Here is a 20,049-nt window from a genome sequence, read left to right as displayed (position 1 = left end):
AAGATCATGCGTTTTTCGTCAAGGGTCGGTTCGACCAGGCTCAACCCCATTGCCGAAGCCGAGGCCGCAGCCAGAGGCCAGGGGATTGTGCTCGACACTGTCAACGATTCCAACCCGACCAAACATGGGCTGGCACCCGAAGAGGTGCCAGGTGTCTATACGGCGGAGCCGCGTGGTCCGTTGACGGCGCGAAAGCAGCTTGCGGAATTTCTGTCCAAACGAAATCTTAGGGAAACATCGGCAGGGCAAAATCCATCTGCACCGGTCAACCCCGACAATCTTTATCTGCTCAGTTCCACGTCCGAGGCGTACACGTGGCTGTTCAAACTAATGTGCGATCCCGGCGATATCGTTGCCGGCCCGAAACCCGGCTATCCGCTGATTGAGTCCATCGGTGGGCTCGAGAATGTGGATACATTGGAATACCAGCTGCAATTCGACGGGTCCTGGTTCATCGATGTCGCGTGGCTGCGCGGGCTTCTTGAAAGTCCAAAAGGCGAAAAAGTACAGGCGATCGTTCTCATCAATCCGAACAACCCGACCGGTTCCTACGTCAAACCAGACGAGCGGGAGGCGTTGGTGAGGCTTTGCCGTGAGCACGAGGTCGCCATCATCGCCGACGAGGTGTTTTTCGATTATGCTCTCGAACCGTTTGCCGGCAACAGACGGTTGGCGGGTGAGCAAGGTGCGTTGACTTTCGCCTTGGACGGTTTTTCCAAGCTTTTGGCAGCCCCTCATGCCAAGGTCGGCTGGATTCAGGTCAGCGGTCCTGATGACTTGGTGGCTGAAGCTCAACGCAGGCTTGACATCATCGCCGACGACTATCTGCCGTTCAGCGACATCATCGCCGCTCGAATGCCGGAGTTGCTTGCCGCGGTTCCCGGCCAGCTTGAACGCGTGCAGCAACGTACTCGTGTCAATCTCAACCGTTTGCATAGCATACTAGATGAAGACCAGTCCGGTCTGGTATCGGTTTTGCGTGCCGAAGGCGGCTGGAACGTGCTTTTGCGATTCCCCTCAGTCATCGATGAAAACGCGCTGGTGTTGCGCCTGATTCGCGACTTCAATCTGACCGGCCAGCCCGGCTACTACTTCGACATGACCGAAAACGGCTATCTTGCCGTCTCTCTATTGCCCGAACCGGCTGTTTTTGAACGCAATATCAAGGCTGTCCTGGCAACGGTTTCGCACGAACTTGAGTGCGTTTGAGATTTTCGGCGACAGTGCTTTCCCCAGTGGCGTCTTCTTTGAAAAGCAAGACTTCTAAACGGCCGTGTTTCCTGCGAGCACCGTTTTTTAAACAACGAACCAGGCGGCAATTATTTGGAACAATGCCGGATTGGTGCGGGTCAGCGCATCTTCGCGACCCGGGACAAAAATGTTCAGGAACGCCACGGCTATGCTCAGCAAGAGGAGCAGCAGCATGAAAAGACGCACGGCGACGCATCTCCAATCGAGCCGAGGCTGCAAGGCACGGGATGCGCTTCGATGGTGAAACCTCAGTTTTTCAAACTGATTACACGGATTCCGTTGTAATAATGATGCCGACTCCTGACAATCGCTCAAGGGGGAAGACCCATCCAGCGGCGTGGTATTCCGGCAGGATCGGGCATCACCCAGAATCGCACCGGCCACCACGAGAGCCGCCAGCGTCACCAGCCAGCCAAAATCGATCATATAGCGCCAGCCGATACCGCCTTTGACGATATCGATCAGTAGGAGCAGCAAGGCCAGCGGCAGGGCTGCTAGAACGATTCGCAGCAGACCAGAACGGCGAATACGTCGTCTTATGCTTGGCATCAGAAGTAGGGCGACGAGCAAGAGCGCAGGGCACAGCACAAACAGTCCTCCCACCAACGGTTCCGCATAGCTCCAGGAAGCCAGCGGTGTGGGATTGATGGCAAGGAACGGGAATTCGTGTGAGAAACGTAACGGCAGGAACAGATAATAGCCGAGAGTCGGCAACAGGTTGGTCAGAGAGTTGCGGTAATGGGTCATGTCGGCGACGGTGATCTGGTAGCGTTCGCCGAAATCAATCGGCGAGCCGAAACGAACGGCGTTATAGATGCACAACGGAAGTGCGACAGCCAGTGCGGGCAACAAAACAGCAGTCAGCGCGCCAATCACGGCCTTGCGCTTGCCGGGCTTTTCCTTGGACGACGACTTGGCGAAAATCGCACGAATTTGAGGCCAGAATATCGGGAACGCAAGCAATGCGACCAAAACGAAAGTCGGCCGGCATCCGAGATTTGCTGCCAAACATAGCGAACCGGCGGCAAGATGGGGCCAAGAAAGTGACGGGGCGGTGCCCATGGCGATCATATGCCGCCGGGATGGCGCATCCTGATATCCTGCCGAACCTATCCAGAACCATAGACCCATCGCGCTCAAGAAGAGTGAAGCCGCAAACGGAACCGAATAGAAATTCATACGGAATGCCAGATAGCCGGCCTGTGAGCCCAAAAGCAACATTGTGATGGCCATGGAAACTGTGGCCAGCGAAGTCTTGGGATTCATCAATTTCAGCAGACGGATGACCAAGAGGGAGCCAAAAAGCACGAAGGCGGACAGCAACACCACCACGGCTGCACCAGATGGGAGCATCAATCCACCCGGCACGAACAGCGAGGTCACCAGACGGTACGGGACGAATATTAGCAGTGCCGGCAGCACGCCGAAATACGAATACCAATGGCCCCGATAGAAGGAATAATCCCAGTAAATCGGTGTGACGCCTTGGGCCAGCAGCATTTCGCGGGTTTGCGGATCATATGGGTTCGAAGCGCTTTTGAGAGCATTTGGAACCGGCAGGTCTATCGATGCCCGACCATGAAGCAGGGAATCCGCCATATGGCCATATTGGTTGAAATCATAGGTGTAATTGCCCGGTTTTCGGAATGCGGACGAGCCGGCCGTCCAGATCGATTGTGCGATCAGGAGCACGGCGAACGCCGAAATGACGAGCATGAACCCGACAAAGGCAAGTCTTTGACGGATGCTCGAAGTATCCAGACGGATACGCCAAAGTGCCGACGAAGGCATCCACAATGCGAGCAATGCGACGAAGGCAACCATCGCCGCCACGCGTCCCCAACTGGCGTGGAACGGGACCCGGACGTTCGCATGGACTGCTGTGATATCAACGCGGGTTCCCGCAGGTTCGTCAACCCAGACCTTGATATCGGTCGTCCGGGGCGCCGAATTGAGATAAGGAAGACGCAGATAGCGGGAATTGGATATGCCGGTTGAAACCGAACGAACAGGGGAGGCGTGCCCGGCGGCGTCCACCCGGATATGGAAGGACGTCAACGGGGATTTTGATTTGCCTTTCGGCGCACCTTCCATGTTTTGGCTGGTATCGGCAAATCCCAATACCTGCGATGGCGAAGTGAAACGGAATGTTGATTCCGCCGGATCGATACGTATATACGGTGAACTTCCATCGCTTTGTGTGGTAAGGAACGCCGAGGTCGGGTCGGTGACCAGAAGCGTTCCGTCCTTCTGACGAGACAAACCGGGACCAAGCGAGTTGAGTGCCGAGACCGAATCGCGGCTGGCACCCAAGGTGCTCCAGAACTGCAGATTGAATGCGAAGCACTCCAACAGGAGTATGATCATCGCCGTCAGAAGAGCGAATATGACGGTCTTGTGGTGGCGATTGCTGCTTGGAGAGGAAGTGTTCACACGTTTATTCTATAAGCTTTATGTCTGGCTGAATTGAAACAATTACTTACATGTCCAATTTCACACAGCATCTGCATGATTTCGCCTCTTCTTCACGTTTTGGAAGATTGGCTGAGTCGGCTCGGGGCATTGCGCATCGTGTGAATACAATGGTGGGCAGCGGTGTTTCCGGGCATGATGTCAATAATGTGGTTCCGGCTTTATCAGCGCGATCAGAGGGCAAAAACGAAACAAGCACAATGATGCAGGAGCTTCTCGATCGTTCCATCAAACTGGGTCCGATGATCAAACGCCGTATCTTTGAAGATTTTCCGAACGTACCTGATGGCCTCTCTTTGGGATGGGCGCAACTGCCGCAGCTCGATGGACGTTTTTTCGCTCTCGGAGTGTTTCTTGCCCCGAATGAATTCTGCCAGGTCGCTTTGGTCGATGGCAAGGGTCGCGTGTTTGTGGGGGGAGATCCGCAAATGGACACGCACGACGTCGATGCTGCGCTGGTGTTCGGCAAGGAAGGTGATTTTTCGCTTTCGAATGATGCCAGGATGCAGGGCGGAAGGGCCGGCAGATCTGCGATTCCTTTCGAAACTGTTCAAAACGGCGGTTTTGAATCGGGATTTTTTAAAGGAAACAAAGATCAGGGCATCGACGTAGTACAAGGAGGCATCGTCGGACGTGACATGTTCGGCCAGATGACCTGGCTCGCTTCTTGGCTCAAGCGTGGCAATCGCTATACCTTGGAACAGATGCGTTACCGTCTGCCGGAGAAGCTGCGGCTGAATCTGGAATACCGGGATGCCATGGCCATCGCTTTCTTTGCCACCTATATGCTCCCGCAAATCGGAGGGCAGCTTATCGGTTTCGGCGCCGGCAACATCTTTCGCAGGCTTAACCGTGAAGCGCCGCTCGGCGCGATTCGACGCAGTGTGCGTGACAGTCTGGAAGCCAGGACGCATGGCCTGCGCGTTTCCGGGCTCGAGGATTATTTCGCCGATCTGATGCGCGAATCCGGCGCGTTGAAGCCCTCGGCGGGACTCGAGGCCGTCCACGGGGCCGAACCGTTGCATCTATATACCTCAAGCTATTCCGGTGCCTATTTCTTTACCTGGGATGATTCTTTGAATCTGGCCCCGGCCCTTGAAGCCTTGAACATCGAGGGCAATCTTAACCGTTTCGCCTCCGTCAGCGTCTGGCTGGAACACAACGCGCACACCGGTGCGCTGCCCATCGAGGACACCGTCACGCGGGCCCAGGCAGCCCAGATCGATCATGCGTTGCTCGAAAATCCAGCTTTAATGGCGTTGAAACCCCTGCCGAAGCAGGGGGTTGATCTGGGGGAGTCGAGTTCCGTCTCCCTTTCTCGGATGATCGAGATGGCAGGCCGGAGTGCGGATCGTATCGCTGCAAATGCCGCACAAGGGGCTGATACCGTTAAGAAGGTTTCCTCAGCCAAAAACCCGCGCAGTGAATGGGTCTATCGCCAGGCCCTCTCGACCTTGTTGCGCCAGATTAGGGTGCCGTATCGTTTCGATACCGAATTCCGTTCCAATCTGGAACTCGGCAATGTCGCTGTGTCCTTCACCACTGCGGGGCACACCATGATGCCGACCAGCAGGTACGATTCACGGCGTCATACCTGGGTGGCCCTAAGCGACAACGAACGTACAGCAATGAGCGAACGATACAATCTGCGTGTCGGTCTGATGATTGCCGCACTTTGCTTCGGTGTCGACGACAGTATCCAAAATGTCTCCATCCGCATCGATTCCATGGGCTTGGAAGAGGCGGTCGAGCAGCAGGATTCCGCGATTTCCAAACTGATGGCACAGGCTTTGGGTGCTTTCGAACGCATGCCGGGCGGAGAAGTGAGAAGGGGCGGCTCGAAGGCCGATCCCAAGGACGGCGATATTCACGGTGACCCATCGCAGGCCGGCTCCGTGGCGGCCAATCATGATGGCATGCCTTTTGCCTCCCCGTCGGTGCAAAACCCCGACGAAGGGGAGACGGGCAATTCCACCGAAACTCAAAGCGATAGCGATCCTCGGGAGCATGCCGATTTGAATGCCGCGGGTCAGGAAACGGACTTGACCAGTGCGGCACAGACTTCGCATGTACCGGAATTACATCAAAATCCTACAGAAAACCATGCTTCGAACGGTGCGGCTGATAATACGAATGACAATGGCACTGACATGCCGAATGAAAATCCTACCGAGACTCAGGGGCTCGACGATGCCCAAGATTCCCAGGTCGGTTCTGACGGCGATGATTCTCAATCCAGTGAGGAACAGATTGACGCACAATTCGCCGATCTGATGAAAGGCGTGGACCTCGACAGCATCGCCATGTCCGTGCCGCAAGGCGACCAGCAGATGGACATCGACAGGGACGCTGAAAACGGGGATGGCAACGATCCGCTAGCCGTGTTGCGCAATGGGCCTACCGCGCACAATATGGCGAGTGTGACCTTTACGCGTGAGAAGTTCATGCGTGTCATCGCCTTTGATGGGCTGGATCATCCCATCGAAACCTACCGTAAGTTCGCAGCCTCGCTCGATATCATCGGCGCCATGCCCCGCAACGCCAATCCCCAGTTCACCTTGCGCGACAAGCGTTTCTCCCCGCTGGGAAGCCAGGAAGAGCCGGAGCTTGCCGACGTGTCGATCGGCGGGAACGCCAAACGTGTGCTCGGCACCGACAACATCACCGGGCTCTCCATCCAACGTGCCGACCTGTTGCAGCGCGCGGTAAGCGATTTCCACAGGATTGCCGAAGACGATACCCTGCCCAGTGTCACCAAGGCCCAGCAGGCTATGATTATCGTGGAAGCCAACGGAGACCCGGAATTGAAGAAACTCGCGCCGAGCGTGGGCAGCGCCTTGATTGACGGGGTCGACACCCCGGATCTCGATTTCAGGGTTGCCAAGGACTTGGATGCCGAACGGGTAAAGGCGCGTGACCTGCTCTTTTCCGGGCAGGTCGATCAGGCCATCGCAAGCCTCGAAGAGGCCGTCGAGAAGGTGGACGCGATTTACGCGCCGACCGGTGCCCCGCGATATTTCAACTCCTATGCCGAACGCGTGGTCTATAACCGCCTTTTCTCCACCAGCGATGAGAACACCGTGCTCATTCCTGATAATCTTTTCTATTCTCACATGGAACTGGCCGACGTGCTCGCCCAATTGCAAGGCGCAAAAGCTGCGCTGCCGCATCTGAACACGATGGTTTCCTATGCCCCGGCCTATCCGCTTTCTCATATGAGGCTTGCGGTGCAACTGGCCCGCGAAGAGGATTGGAATTCCGCCCGTGCCGCCTGTCTGAATGCTCTTCGCGTGTCACTTGACCGTGACGATGCTGCTTATGCCTATTACCGACTGGCCTATGCGGAATGGATGCTGGGTGATTTTGATGTGGCAGCGGCCAGCTACATCATGAGCGAGCACATCTCACCCGGCAAAATCGCCTCACTCGACGGTGAACTTCAGGAATTGCTGGCACGTGCACAATCACAGTGCATTCTGATACCTGTCTCCTTCGAAGCCGCGCAATCGGTGCTCGCCTCCCATGATTTGCCGGTGTGGCCGCATACCGAGGTTGGCGACATCGTTCGTCAGGCAGCTCGCGTATGTGTGGATAAGGCGCTTTTCGTGCCGGCCCGTACTCTCTCGGTGGCGGCTGCGAGAATGGACGATAGCGCCGATGACGGTATGGATATGGCCCAGGCACAGTTCCTGCGTTCGCTCAATGCTTGAGTAATTGGGTGGAATCGGCTTTCCGTGGCGTTTTTCGCGTTCCGGTATCGTCAAGGAGCATATGTCGGGTTATTTGGCGGCGTATACTTCAAGCTTTACGGTTCTTTCCCGACATGACCGTACAATCAAAAAAGAATGTCGTGCGGCTGATATCGTAATATTTTTGTGTGCTGCATGCGGATTGGATAGGTGACATGGTCAAGTCGACGAAACCACAAACGGCACAGGGCGACGCAAAGGCATCGGCCCAAGGCGACCAGCTGGCCTGGGATTTCGAAAGCGGCAATGCCGAAGCCGGTGAGAACAAGGGGGCCGCGCAATATGAGCCTGGTTCTTTGCCATGGATCGCCGCGTTGCAGCATACTGACGCCGATGCCACGAGGCTCGAGAAACTCGACGTTTCCAAGCTTTCCAGTGAGGCCGCGGCACGTCTCTGGGCGCGTGTGGCCGCTTGGGTGGAAAGCGATCAGATAGCCTATTATATCGATTCCGATCCGGTTTCCTCCGATGCCGCCTACGACATATTCCTGCGCTGTCTGCAGGCGCTCGAGGCTGATTTCCCGGCTTTGGACAATCCACAGTCGCCGACCCATCGCGTCGGCGGTACGTTCTCGAACGAATTCCCTGATGTCACACTTCCTTCGAAGATGCTGAGCCTGGACGATGTCTTCTCTATAGCCGAGCTCAAGGAGTGGTATGAAGGTGTGCTGAAAGCGCTTGAATGGCCGGACGGCAAGCCTCTGCCGATGACCTGCGAGGTCAAGATCGACGGCTTGGCGCTCGACCTGCTTTACCGGGACGGCGTTCTGGAACAGGGACTGACGCGTGGGGACGGCACCACAGGCGAAGACATCACCACCAACGTACGCACCATCGCCTCTATTCCTCAGAATCTGCAAGGAACATCAGAGGATATTCCGCGATTTGTCGAGATTCGTGGCGAAGTGTTTATGCGCTGGGACGATTTCCACGAATTGAACAAGATCAACGAAGACGAAGGCAAAGCCCCGTTCGCCAACCCACGCAACGCCGCTGCAGGCTCGTTACGTCAGAAAGACCCGCGGATTACCGCGTCGCGTCATCTGAGCTTTTACGCCCACGGCCTGGGGCTTTTGCAATGGGCGCCGGGCAGTGTCAACGAGGGGCATGACGCCGTCAACGACCAGTCCGAGGCCTATGACCTTTACAAGAAGTGGGGGATTCCGGTTTCTCCCCACAATCGTGAGATCACGAGCTTCGACCAGATTCTTGACATGATTGACTACTATGGCGAGCACCGTGGTGACATCGAGCACGCTCTGGACGGTATCGTGGTGAAGGTCGATGATTTGGCGTTGCAGCGCAGGCTCGGAGCTACCTCGCGCGCCCCGCGCTGGGCCATCGCCTATAAATATCCGCCCGAGGAAGTCAACACCAAGTTGCTCAATATCATCGTTCAGGTCGGCCGTACCGGGCGGGTGACGCCTGTGGCGGTGCTGCAGCCGGTGTATGTCGCCGGTTCCACGGTCGCTGCCGCGACCCTGCACAATCCCTCCGAAGTCAAGCACAAGAACGTGATGATCGGCGACACCGTCGTGGTGCGCAAGGCAGGGGATGTCATTCCCGAAATCGTCGGACCAGTATTAGAGCGGCGCAAAGGCCACGAAAACGAGCTGCGCAAATTCGTCATGCCTGAATACTGCCCGTCCTGCGGGGCCAAGCTGGCTCCCGCCAAGGAAGGTGACAAGGACATCCGCTGCCCGAACGTGGAAAGCTGTCCGGCGCAGTTCACTCAGCGTGTTATGAACCTGGCCAGCCGCAAAGCGCTGGATATCGAGCATCTGGGCGAGCAGAGCGCCATCGCCCTGACCAACCCTGAGGAGAACCGGCCGGAAAGTGTGGCGACTTACGCGCCCAACCTGCGTGATATCGAAGTGGGACCGGGCGAGGAACCGGAGCCTTACGAACCGCCGTCTGGGCTTGAGCTGCCGGCTAAGCAGAAGCCGGTACTCACCAGTGAAGCCGGGGTATTCAGCCTGAATGCCAATGATTTGAAGGATGTTGAGGTCTGGCGGGAATCTGCCATCATCGAAGTCAGTGAGCGTGTCGATGAACAGGGGCGCAAACGCAAACACCGCAAAAATCGAGGCGGTTCCGGCTTGTGGCACCGTGTACCGGCATTCTGGACCGCTCCGATCGAAGCCAAAAAGGAGAAGGGTTCGGGTTCAGGAGCCCCTGCCAACAGCCAGTCGCTGATTGATGGCGGCGAAGATGCTTCTGCACAGACACAGAACCGAGCATCGGCACAAGCACCGCAAAACGGTTACCCGGGATATAACGTTCCAACCGATGCTGTGGTGATCAGTACCCGCCGCCGCAAGACCCGCGACGGCATGAGTGAAGTACCTGTCTATGTGCGTCCCGGGGAAAACACCAAGAAGATGCTGGAGGAGATCGGCAAAGCCAAGCAGGCTGATCTCTGGCGCGTGTTGGTCGCCCTCTCCATCCGTCGTCTCGGTCCGCCGACCGCTCGCTTGATTGCCAACCGCTTCGGCTCATTGGACGCCATCGCTGATGCAAGCGTGGATGACTTGGTGGCCATCGACGGTATCGGCCAGGAAATCGCCGAATCCGTGGTCACTTGGTTCTCCGATGCCCGCAAACCGGGGGATTGGCGTGGCAAGATCCTCAAGGCTTGGGAGGCGGCCGGAGTCGGTCAAAGCGTTGAGGAGAACACCTTGCCGCAGACGCTTGCCGGCAAAACCGTGGTTGTCACCGGGTCGTTGGAAGGTTACAGCCGTGAATCGGCCAAGGAGGCCATCGTCGAGCGCGGCGGCAAGGCGTCAGGGTCGGTCAGCAAGAAAACCGATTATGTGGTTGTGGGTGCTAACGCCGGTTCCAAGGAAGCCAAGGCGGAGGAGCTTGGCGTGCCGATGCTCGACGAAGCCCAGTTCAAGACCTTGCTGGAGACCGGCGAGCCCGGAGACAAGAGCTGACTGATATGGAATACGTGCGTTTTCGAGTGTCCCGGTGAGCTGAAGTCAGTTGCATAGCTAAGAGTCACGGCCATGCCCCGCTTTGAGTATAGATACTTTTATCTCGAGTGAAAATCCCGCTTTATAAGTGTCATATCCTTCTGTGTCGTGCATCGTGCACAGAAGGCACTGGCGAGCCGCCCACGAAAACGATACAGTGAAAGCGAAAGGCAGGGAAGGTGCAATGACGGATAGCGACACGATTGAACGACAAATCGAGCGACGGGTCTACGAGCGTCTGAGCCATGTCATCGATCCCGAACTGGGTCGTTCCGTCACCGATCTGGGCATGGTTCCCGCCGTTGAGGTTGTCAAGAGTATTGACGGAGACAATGCCTATGACGTCACGGTCAACGTCGAACTGACGGTGCCTGGTTGCCCGCTTTCCAAGACCATCAGTGAACGCATCACACAGGCCGTGCTCACTTATCCCGACGCGAAACTCACGCCCAAAATCGAGATCAGTGCGATGAGCCGCGAAAAGTTGAGCAAACTGGTCGGCGAACTCAAGGCGGAACGCCGACAGAACCCCTTCAACAAGCCCGGCACGAAAACCCGCATCTTCGCCATCGCGTCTGGCAAGGGTGGTGTGGGCAAGTCGTCCGTCACGGCGAATCTCGCCGCCACATTCTCGGCACTTGGCTACGACACCGCGGCCATTGACGCCGATATTTACGGTTTCTCCCTGCCGTCGCTTTTTGGTGTACATTCTCGACCTACCGATTTGAACGGTATGCTGATGCCGGTGGTCGCCTGGGGAGTCAAGATGATTTCCATCGGCATGTTCGCCGGGGCCGACCGCGCAATCCTCTGGCGTGGTCCGCGTCTGCAACGTTCACTCGAACAGTTCCTTGCCGATGTGTGGTGGGGCAGCCCCGACGTCCTTCTGCTTGATTTGGCTCCCGGCACCGGCGATATGGCAATTTCCGTGGCCCAGGCGTTGCCCAACGCGGAACTGGTCGTGGTCACCACTCCGCAGCCCAGTGCCTCCGATGTGGCCGTACGTTCCGGCCTGGTCGCCTTGCAGGTGCCGATGAAGGTGCGTGGCGTGGTGGAGAACATGAGCTATTTCGACCACAAAGGCGAACGGCTGCACCTCTTCGGAGAAGGAGGCGGCCAGCGGGTCTCAAATCAGTTGACCGAAGCGCTCGGCTACGATGTCCCGCTGTTGACCTGGCTTCCGTTCCAGCCTGCAATCCGAGAAGTCGACGATTCAGGTCGTCCTGCGGTTCTTAACCCTGACGGTTCCTTGGCATCGACCCAGGTCGCCGATGCGTTCAAGGATTTGGCAACGCAGCTAATGAGGTAGAGTCTTCTCGAAGGTAGATACAGGGAAAGTGTTATGGAAACCAAACAACAGAATGGTCAGTGGAATTCGGCTGCGTTCCGAGAGGCCATAGTAACGTTTGATGATGCCCCTGACCCCGAAGGTCAATCGCCCTTTGTCGATGGTGTGGAACATCGGCGTGATATCGCCGTTGTACCCTACGATTCCTCATGGCCTGCGTTTTTCGAACAGTTGCGGGAGTCCATCGTTGGGGCTCTTGGCTTTCGCGCGCTGGCGATCGAACATATCGGTTCCACCTCGGTGCCGGGTCTGGCCGCCAAGCCGGTGATCGACATCGATCTCACTCTTACTGATTCCGACGCTGAAGGCATGTACGTTCCCGCACTCGAGAAGGCCGGATTCCGGCTGGTTATCCGAGAACCGTGGTGGTACGGGCATCGTATGTTTCACGGTGACGTCCCAGCGTGTAACCTGCATGTGTGGTCGCTGGGATCGCCTGAGGCCATGAGGCATCTCATATTCCGTAACTGGCTTCGGCGGAATGCCGATGATCGGAACCTCTATCTTGCCGTGAAACGCGAGGCGGCGAGCCGTACCACTGCTGTGGGAGGGTTGGTATCGGATTATAACCGGCGCAAGCAGGAAACCATCCGAGCGATTTATGAGCGGGCCTTTATTGCCGCCGGGCTTATCGAGTCGGAATCAGAGACGGTATCCGGAGATGCAAGTGCATGATCTGGCACGGCAACTTGACACAATATGACTGTCATCTTTGTATTTTGGCGTGATTAGCGATCGGGGATTTCGAAATCAAGTGTGCCGTAAAGAGTGGGAAGATCGGGGTCGATTGGCATGATTTGCGTAGGTAGTGAGACGGAATATGATTTCTTGCCGTCTTTCGCGCCGATTTGTTCCCATTTGCCGTTGGTGGAGCCTGACTGTAGAGGGTTCTTCCATGTGAACAGAATGGTGTTGTTTTTGCGGACATTCATGGCGTAATCGATGGGAATGGAGCCATTGAGCTGCATTTGAATTTTCCAGGTGCCCTCTATTCCTTTTCGGGGGATGGTAATCGAAGCGGAGGTATGCTGCGCCATGCCAGCCAATCTGCCGTCGAGTGCAGTAAGATTCTGGACATCATAGGTGATTTGTGTCGCATCAGACTTCTCTGACACCAATTTCCCTGTGGCCGTCGGCTTGTTGAGGATGTCCAGTTGCGTGTTGCCGTCCGGTTCCACTTTGACCTTTATGGCTTTGATTGAAGCCCCGCGTGCCTTGATATTCATTGACCATGTGCCAGTCGGTGCCCCAGTTGTGCCGTCGAGCTTGGCACGACTAGCGATGGGTTTTAGAATCAGGAAGGCCACGAGCAACACAACGAGTGCCACAACCGCTGCAATGATGGCTATGATGACGCGTCGGCTGGTTTTCTTCGTATCCGTGCCGCTGGGGTCGCAGCGTTTGTCTGATTGGGATTGGCCTGACTCCGTCTGTTCGATAATGGTGTGTCCGGTGTCATCCGATTGGGTTGAACTATCATGGGGATGATTTTGCAAGTCGTCGTCGAGGGAATTTGACTGAGGCGGGATTGGAATGGGCGTCGCCTGTTTCGGTGTTTTGGGTTGTTTGGCCCCACAGTTTTGACAGAGCTCTTTGTCTTCGGACAATGGCTTTCCGCAATTGGTGCAGAATCTCAAGATTGGCCCCTCTTTTAAGCTGGATCAGCTTTATTTGACAATAATTATCAGATTATAAATACTATGGACTAATCTAGCAAATCTTGCATACCAGGGATGGAATTTGTCCATGATAAAAGGTTGCCGCATCAGGATGGTGATGGGGCAACCTTTTATCATGAATCTCAGTCCTTAGACCTTAGGACTTGAAGAATCTCAGCAATTGAAGTAGAGCTCATACTCGAGCGGGGTCGGAGCCAGGCGCTGCTGGTCGATCTCGTCGCGCTTCAGGGAGACCCAAGTCTCGATAAGATCGTTGGTGAAGACGTCGCCGGCGGTCAGGAAGTCGTTGTCCTCTTCGAGAGCATCCAAGGCTTCATCAAGGGAGGCAGGGACATGCTTCATGTTGTCCAGCTCTTCCGGCGGAAGTTCGTAAACGTCCTTGTCGACAGGGGCCGGAGGCTCGATGTGGTTCAGGACGCCATCCATGCCTGCCATCAGCTGGGCAGAGAAGGCGAGGAACGGGTTGCAGGAAGGATCGGGAACGCGGAACTCGATGCGCTTGGCCGCAGGAGCGGTGCCGGCGAACGGGATGCGGATGGCGGCCGAGCGGTTGCGCGCCGAGTAGACGAGGTTCGTCGGGGCTTCATAGCCGGGCACCAGACGCTTGTAGGAGTTGAGCGACGGATTGGTGAAGGCGAGCACCGAGGAAGCGTGCTTGATGAGGCCGCCGATGTACCAGCGAGCGATATCGGAAAGACCGCCATAGCCATTCTCATCGTAGAAGAGCGGCTTGCCGTCCTTCCACAGCGACTGGTGGCAATGCATGCCGGTGCCGTTGTCACCTGCGATGGGCTTGGGCATGAAGGTCACGGCCTTACCCGCCTCAAAAGCGGTCTCGTGGACGACGTACTTGTACTTCTGCAGGTCATCACCGGCGTGTGTCAGTGTGTTGAAGCGGTAGTTGATTTCCTGCTGGCCTGCGCCGCCGACCTCGTGGTGGCTGCGCTCAAGAATCAGTCCGACCTTCTGCAGGTTGGCGACCATGTCGTCACGCAGGTCCTGGTTGTGGTCCTGCGGAGCCGGCGGGAAGTAGCCGCCCTTGACGCGGTTCTTGAAACCGATGTTGGCGGAACCGTCGGCTTCGACTTCGGCACCGGTGTTCCACGGTGCCTCCACGGAATCGACCTCGTAGAAGGAACGCTGCATCGTGTTCTCATAACGGACGGAATCGAAGAGGAAGAATTCGGCTTCGGGAGCGAAGCAGGCGGTGTCGGCCACGCCAGTCGACTTGATGTAGGCTTCGGCCTTCGAGGCGACCTGACGAGGATCACGGGAATACGGCTCCATGGTGATCGGATCCACCACGGAGTGCGAGACAACGAGCGTCTTGTGCTTGCGGAACGGGTCGAGGAACGCCGTGGAAACGTCTGGCACGAGCTTCATGTCGGAGTTCTCGATGGCCTGGAAACCGCGGATGGAGGAACCGTCGAACGGCTCGCCGTCGGTGAATGCGTCTTTCAGGAATTCACTCGCCGGTACGGTGAAGTGCTGCTGGCCGCCCAGCAGGTCAGTGAAGCGCACGGAGATGTATTCCACACCTTCCGTGTTGATGAGGGCTTCGAGGTCTTCCTTCGTTTCGAGTGCAGTCAATGGACCGCTCCTTTCGTTGTGCTAACAATGTCCAAGTGTAAGGTAATGAGTTTCCACATGTCGTCTGTTGGGTTACGAATATGTTTCGGACGGCGGCTTTTCATTGAAAATCGTTTATTTTTGTGGTTTTTATAGATGATGCAATATGAAAAATCCTCTCGCGATGTGGTCACGAGAGGATAAGATCACCGGCCGCGCATGGCTCTGCGACTGATATGCTGAGGGCGAGTGGGATCCATGCCCTTGGGAATGCCAAGGCCTCGCTTCTCCTGCAGTGTGCGCAAACGGCCGTTGAGCGTATCCAGCTCGTCTTTGGTCAGTATGAAGCGATGGCGTGGATGAATCTTGTCCATGAAGCCGAATCTGTGTTCGATGGTCTCATAGCTTTTGCATTTGAGCACGGTCTTGCGCAGATCCTTAAGACGTACCTGCCCCTCTCCGGTACCTATGGAAATGGAGAAAATGGGGATGTCGCTTCCGGCGGTCACGCTCTTGATGGCCTGCTTCTGACGTTCCAGGGGTCGCCTTGTGCGGCTTTCATTTCCTTCGGCCAGCAGATAGACGCCGTTGTATCCGGTTCCGCGCCAGATCGCGTCTTTGGTCTTGGGATCGATCCATACCGGTGTTTCCGGGAAGCTGTAACCGGCCTTGTTGATGCTGCCGAGAACGCTGATTGCGGCACCCGGCTTGCCTTCGAGCTTGGTATAGCCGACTTTGTCGGCGCGGTTCGTCAGGGTCATGGTGAAGAGCAGCACACCGATCATCACTACCAGGATGAGCATGAGAATCCAAGTAAGCCAGCCCCAGTGAAGCAGCAGGCCGATGACGACGCAGACCACGACAGGCAGCAGGAAGGCGCCGGCCAATAGCCATGGAAGCAGCTTGTCTTCCGCATAGGTGTACTTATAGATTTGGCGAATCTGATTGATGACTTTCAGGCCTTTTTTCTTGTCTTTCTTCGCCTTTTTCTCTTTGGCCATCGACTTCCTCACTTGTATTGACGGGCACGAACAAACTAAGTCACAATTTTAGGGAGTGGTTGCGACGCAAAACACGTGGTTGCATCACTTATCCGAAAAATCCGATACAGGTTGACGGGGTTTATCTGGTGTGTAATGGCCGTCCGTCGGCTTTGAGCAGGGCCTCGCCAAAGGCCTCGCTGAAGGTGGGGTGGGGGTGAATGAGACGTGCGGCATCGCTCAGCGGTACACGGTTGCCGACCAGTTGTTCCGCCTCGGCAATCAGGTCACCTGCATCCGGAGCGAGCATGTGAACTCCGAGGACCACTGGGGTCTCAGGTTTGTCGCTATATGAGCCTGAGATGATTGACATCGACGCGGCCTCTCCGCTCATGAGGACACGGGCATTGCCCATCATCGGGTAGGCGGTCTCTTTGGGCTCGATGATATCGGGATTGGCTTTCGCCTGTTCCATCGTCATTCCCACACAGGCAAATTCCGGGGTGGAGAAGACGACTTCGGGGACCGTGTTGTCGTCGACCGGTTGAGGATTGCGTCCTGCGATGGATTCGGCGATGACGATGCCTTGTTCGAAAGCCCGGTAGGCGAGGGCAGGGCCTTGCGTGATATCGCCCACCGCCCAGATTCCGGGTTGGGTGGTACGCCCGAAATCGTCGGTTTTCACCATGCCGTATTCATCGAGTTCGATGCCTGCATCGCTCAACCAACCGGCGTCGGTATTGGGATCGCGACCGATGGCGGCCAATACGACGTCGGCATGCAGTTGGCGGCGGGTCTTGTCCTTTTCGGTGGAATAGCCGACAATCGCTCCTGTTTTGTCTGGTGTGTTTTTGATGTCGGTGATGTGGCTGTGGGTGACGATATTCACTCCGTTTTTGGCCAGCGACCGGGTCAGTGCCATCGAGGTGCGGCGGTGCAGATGGGAAAGCACGCGTTCGTGTCGGATCAGCAGGGTCACGTCTGTGCCTGAGGCATTCCACATCGAAGCGAATTCCACAGCCACGGCACCGGCCCCGACGATGACCGCTGATTCTGGGAATCGTGGCTGGTTGAGTGCTTGCGTCGAGTCGATCAGGGGGCCTTCAAACCGATGGCCCGGCAACGGACGAGGCCGTGAGCCTGTGGCTACGACGATGTTGTCGGCCGTGATCTCGACGAAAGCACCGCCTTCGATTTGCGTTTCGTCGATTTGTATTCTGACATGATGATTCTCAACAATCGAAGCTTCACCGTTGATCACAGTCACTTTTCTCGAAGCAAGCAATGACGCGAGACCATCGGTCATAGTGCTGACCGTCTTGTTCTTGAAATCGTTCAGTTTGGCAAAATCGATGCCCTCGATGCTTGCGTTGATGCCCATGCGTTTCGCGTCACTGACGTTGCCGATCGCACGGGACGCGGCGATAAGAGCTTTGGAAGGAATGCATCCGCGGTTGAGGCAGGTGCCGCCAAGCCTCTCTTCACGATTGATCAGAACGACTGAAAGTCCCAGCTCGCTTGCCCGCAGTGCCGTGGCGTATCCGCCGGGCCCACCGCCGATGATGGCAATGTCGACATGTGTATTGTGCATAATTGCTCCAAGATTAGATTATCCGATAATAGCGTTGAAACGAGGAGTGCCGGGCTTGACGACTGCATGAAAGAAAACAAAACGCCTTCGCTCGCATCCGATGAATGCAGCAAAGGCGCTTCTTGCGTAAAACAGGCACAGGCAGCTTTACTTCGGCCAGTTGCCGCGTTTCTTTGATGTCGGCTTCGGAATGCGCCAGCGACGCAGCTGAAGAGCACGACCCCAAGCGTAGGAACCCATACGCGTGCCCTTGCCCACGGATTTTTCACCGAACTTTTCGATGAGTTTCTTTTTGAGTTTGTGCCACATCACGACGATGTCAATGATCGCCACAATCAGATAGACATATGACGACAGGAGAATCGGCATATAGAGCGCCGGCCATTTGACAGAGATGATGATGCCGAAGACCATGACGGCGAAAATCACCGGGACGAAGTATTCGGCGAGATTGAAACGGGCGTCGACGTAATCACGAACGTAAATATGCGCCGGATCGCGCTCGACGCGCGGCATATGAGCCACATCGCCGGTCCTCATGGCATCGTACTGTTCGTCTTCCTTTTTCTTGATGCGCTCTTTGGCGGCCTTGCGATCGGCCTTTCGGTTCTTGGGAACGATGGGATGCAGGTTGCGTTCCTCGGCGACTTTGCGCTTGGGTGTCGGACGGCCTTTGCTTTCCTGTTCCTCAGGTTCTTTCAATGTGGAATCGACGGATTTCTGCGCCGCTTCCTTGTCCTTGTCCTTGCTGAAGGGATTCCATTTCATAGTTTGAGATTAGGGGAAAGTATCGACGCCGGAAACGGGGAAATAGAGGCTATTGAAGCAGTTTTTCGGAGATTCCTCCGCGTTTTTCTCGGGTCTGTGTGATTATCGAGATGAATGAACAAGTCTGAAAGGAGCATGACATGGCTGCATTGAGTAAGGAAGAACTGCGTTCACGGGTGGACGCCGATTTTGACCGTATTGTCGACTTGTTGAGCAAGAAGGTCGCGCTGAAATCCGTTTCCGCCGAAGGCATCACCGGCGAGCACATGCGTCGCTCAGCGCAATTCGTGGCCGATGAACTCCGCGAGCGCGGGGTGGACACGAAAGTAGCGCAGTCGAAGAACCCTGACGGCACCCCTGGAGCCTTCGAGGTGATTGGTTCCAAGATCGTCGATCCCGCTGCGCCCACCGTATTGCTATATGCGCATCACGATGTCCAGCCGGTGCCGGATGCCTCGGTATGGGATACCGACCCATTTGTGGCCACAGAGGTAGATGGCCGTCTTTACGGACGCGGCGCGACCGATGATGGCGGCGGCATCGCCATCCATTCCGGCGCGTTGCATGCGTTGGGTGACGATCTCAAGGTCAATATCAAGGTCTTCATCGAGGGTGAGGAGGAGATGGGTTCGCCGAGCTTTATTCCCTTCATCGAGGCTCATCGCGACGAGTTCGATTCCGATGTCATCATCGTGGCCGATTCCGGCAACTGGAGTGCCGAGATCCCCAGCCTCACCACCAGCCTTCGTGGCAACACCGATCTGGATGTGACGGTGAAGGCGTTGGAACATCCCGTGCATTCCGGACAATTCGGCGGCCCTATTCTCGACGCGAACACCTTGTCGTCCATGCTGATTGCGTCTATGTATGACAAAGATGGTTCGCTTGATATACCGGGGCTTGAAGGTGGCGATCCTGTCGGCGGGCTCCAGCGCGATCTGGACGAGGCCAGCGTGCGGGCTGATTCCTCCGTGGTCGATTCCTACCGTTTCGCCGGCACCGGTTCGTTGGCCTCGCGCATGTGGACCAAGCCCAGCATTTCGGTCATCGGATTCAACGCGCATCCGGTGGAAGGCTCGTTCAACGTCATTGCCAATGAAACCCGCTTCCGTCTTTCCATCCGCACCGCACCGAACCAGCGTCCCGAAGCCGCAGCCAAGGCCGTCATTGATTTCCTGACTTCGCATGCCCCGTTCGGCGCCGAAGTCTCCGTTTCCATGGTTGATGCCGGCATGGGCTGGAGCATGGACCCCAACGCCGAAGCCACCCAGGATGCGCTGGAATCGATGCGCGAGGCGTTCGGTGTCGACCCGATCAACAAGGGCGAGGGCGGATCGATCCCCTTCATCCCGGAGCTGCAGCGCATCTTCCCGAAGGCTCAGGTCCTGGTGACCGGGCCCGAGGACCCCAAAGGCAACGCCCACAGCCCCAACGAGTCCATCGACCTGACGAGCCTCAAAAACAACGTCCTCACCGAGGCCCTGATTCTGGATAAACTCGCGAAGTAATTATTCGCTTGTGAGCTGCCTCCCGTGACCCCTGTCAGTCAGATTCCTCTTTGCAGAGTGTGGGGTGGGGATATGCGATGTTCGGGCGTAAGACATGGCCGAGCGGCCAAGGAGCGTCCCGAACATTGTATATCCCCGCCCCATACGGCCTAAGGCTGA

Annotated in this window: 12 protein-coding genes; 6 read left to right on the top strand and 6 right to left on the bottom strand. The window is 56.4% G+C overall.

The window, feature by feature from the left end:
- The first annotated feature begins 6 nt into the window (after positions 1-6).
- A complete protein-coding gene (locus PT279_RS05100) occupies positions 7-1,209 on the top strand; it encodes a pyridoxal phosphate-dependent aminotransferase (RefSeq protein ID WP_277166206.1) in 1,203 nt (400 codons plus the stop codon).
- An 87-nt stretch (positions 1,210-1,296) separates the two neighbouring features.
- On the opposite strand, the gene PT279_RS05095 is transcribed toward PT279_RS05100, so the two are convergent.
- The gene (locus PT279_RS05095; RefSeq protein WP_277166204.1) at positions 1,297-3,684 is read right to left on the bottom strand and encodes a glycosyltransferase; all 2,388 of its coding nucleotides are present in this window, start codon (positions 3,682-3,684) and stop codon (positions 1,297-1,299) included.
- A gap of 239 nt (positions 3,685-3,923) precedes the next feature.
- Here PT279_RS05095 and PT279_RS05090 point away from each other — a divergent pair, with 239 nt between their 5' ends.
- The 4 genes from PT279_RS05090 (at position 3,924) to PT279_RS05075 (ending at position 12,470) form a co-directional block, all read left to right on the top strand.
- Complete coding sequence (locus PT279_RS05090; protein WP_277166202.1) at positions 3,924-7,433, top strand: tetratricopeptide repeat protein; 3,510 nt, start codon at positions 3,924-3,926, stop codon at positions 7,431-7,433.
- A gap of 194 nt (positions 7,434-7,627) precedes the next feature.
- The gene (ligA, locus tag PT279_RS05085; RefSeq protein WP_277166200.1) at positions 7,628-10,408 is read left to right on the top strand and encodes an NAD-dependent DNA ligase LigA; all 2,781 of its coding nucleotides are present in this window, start codon (positions 7,628-7,630) and stop codon (positions 10,406-10,408) included.
- Positions 10,409-10,631: 223 nt separating this feature from the next.
- A complete protein-coding gene (locus PT279_RS05080; protein WP_277166198.1) occupies positions 10,632-11,756 on the top strand; it encodes a P-loop NTPase in 1,125 nt (374 codons plus the stop codon).
- 33 nt (positions 11,757-11,789) lie between these two features.
- The gene (locus PT279_RS05075) at positions 11,790-12,470 is read left to right on the top strand and encodes a GrpB family protein (RefSeq protein WP_277166196.1); all 681 of its coding nucleotides are present in this window, start codon (positions 11,790-11,792) and stop codon (positions 12,468-12,470) included.
- A 53-nt stretch (positions 12,471-12,523) separates the two neighbouring features.
- Here PT279_RS05075 and PT279_RS05070 read toward each other — a convergent pair whose 3' ends face one another.
- The 5 genes from PT279_RS05070 to PT279_RS05050 form a co-directional block, all read right to left on the bottom strand.
- Positions 12,524-13,402, bottom strand: coding sequence for a hypothetical protein (locus tag PT279_RS05070; protein ID WP_348519371.1), 879 nt, complete (start codon positions 13,400-13,402; stop codon positions 12,524-12,526).
- A 225-nt stretch (positions 13,403-13,627) separates the two neighbouring features.
- Complete coding sequence (gene glnA, locus PT279_RS05065) at positions 13,628-15,064, bottom strand: type I glutamate--ammonia ligase (protein ID WP_277166190.1); 1,437 nt, start codon at positions 15,062-15,064, stop codon at positions 13,628-13,630.
- A 185-nt stretch (positions 15,065-15,249) separates the two neighbouring features.
- The gene (locus PT279_RS05060) at positions 15,250-16,044 is read right to left on the bottom strand and encodes a DUF4191 domain-containing protein (protein WP_277166187.1); all 795 of its coding nucleotides are present in this window, start codon (positions 16,042-16,044) and stop codon (positions 15,250-15,252) included.
- A gap of 121 nt (positions 16,045-16,165) precedes the next feature.
- A complete protein-coding gene (gene lpdA / locus PT279_RS05055) occupies positions 16,166-17,614 on the bottom strand; it encodes a dihydrolipoyl dehydrogenase (RefSeq protein WP_277166183.1) in 1,449 nt (482 codons plus the stop codon).
- A 147-nt stretch (positions 17,615-17,761) separates the two neighbouring features.
- Complete coding sequence (locus tag PT279_RS05050) at positions 17,762-18,382, bottom strand: DUF3043 domain-containing protein (protein ID WP_277166180.1); 621 nt, start codon at positions 18,380-18,382, stop codon at positions 17,762-17,764.
- Between the two features lie 140 nt (positions 18,383-18,522).
- Between PT279_RS05050 and PT279_RS05045 the strand changes: the two genes are divergently transcribed.
- Positions 18,523-19,890 carry a dipeptidase gene (locus PT279_RS05045; RefSeq protein ID WP_277166177.1) on the top strand — a complete coding sequence of 456 codons (1,368 nt, stop codon included), beginning with the start codon at positions 18,523-18,525 and terminating at the stop codon, positions 19,888-19,890.
- Positions 19,891-20,049 lie beyond the last annotated feature (159 nt).

Source organism: Bifidobacterium sp. ESL0784, from assembly GCF_029433295.1.
Lineage (GTDB): Bacteria > Actinomycetota > Actinomycetes > Actinomycetales > Bifidobacteriaceae > Bifidobacterium.
Note: the sequence above shows the minus strand (reverse complement) of the source record. Positions and strands in the feature narration are given on the sequence as shown.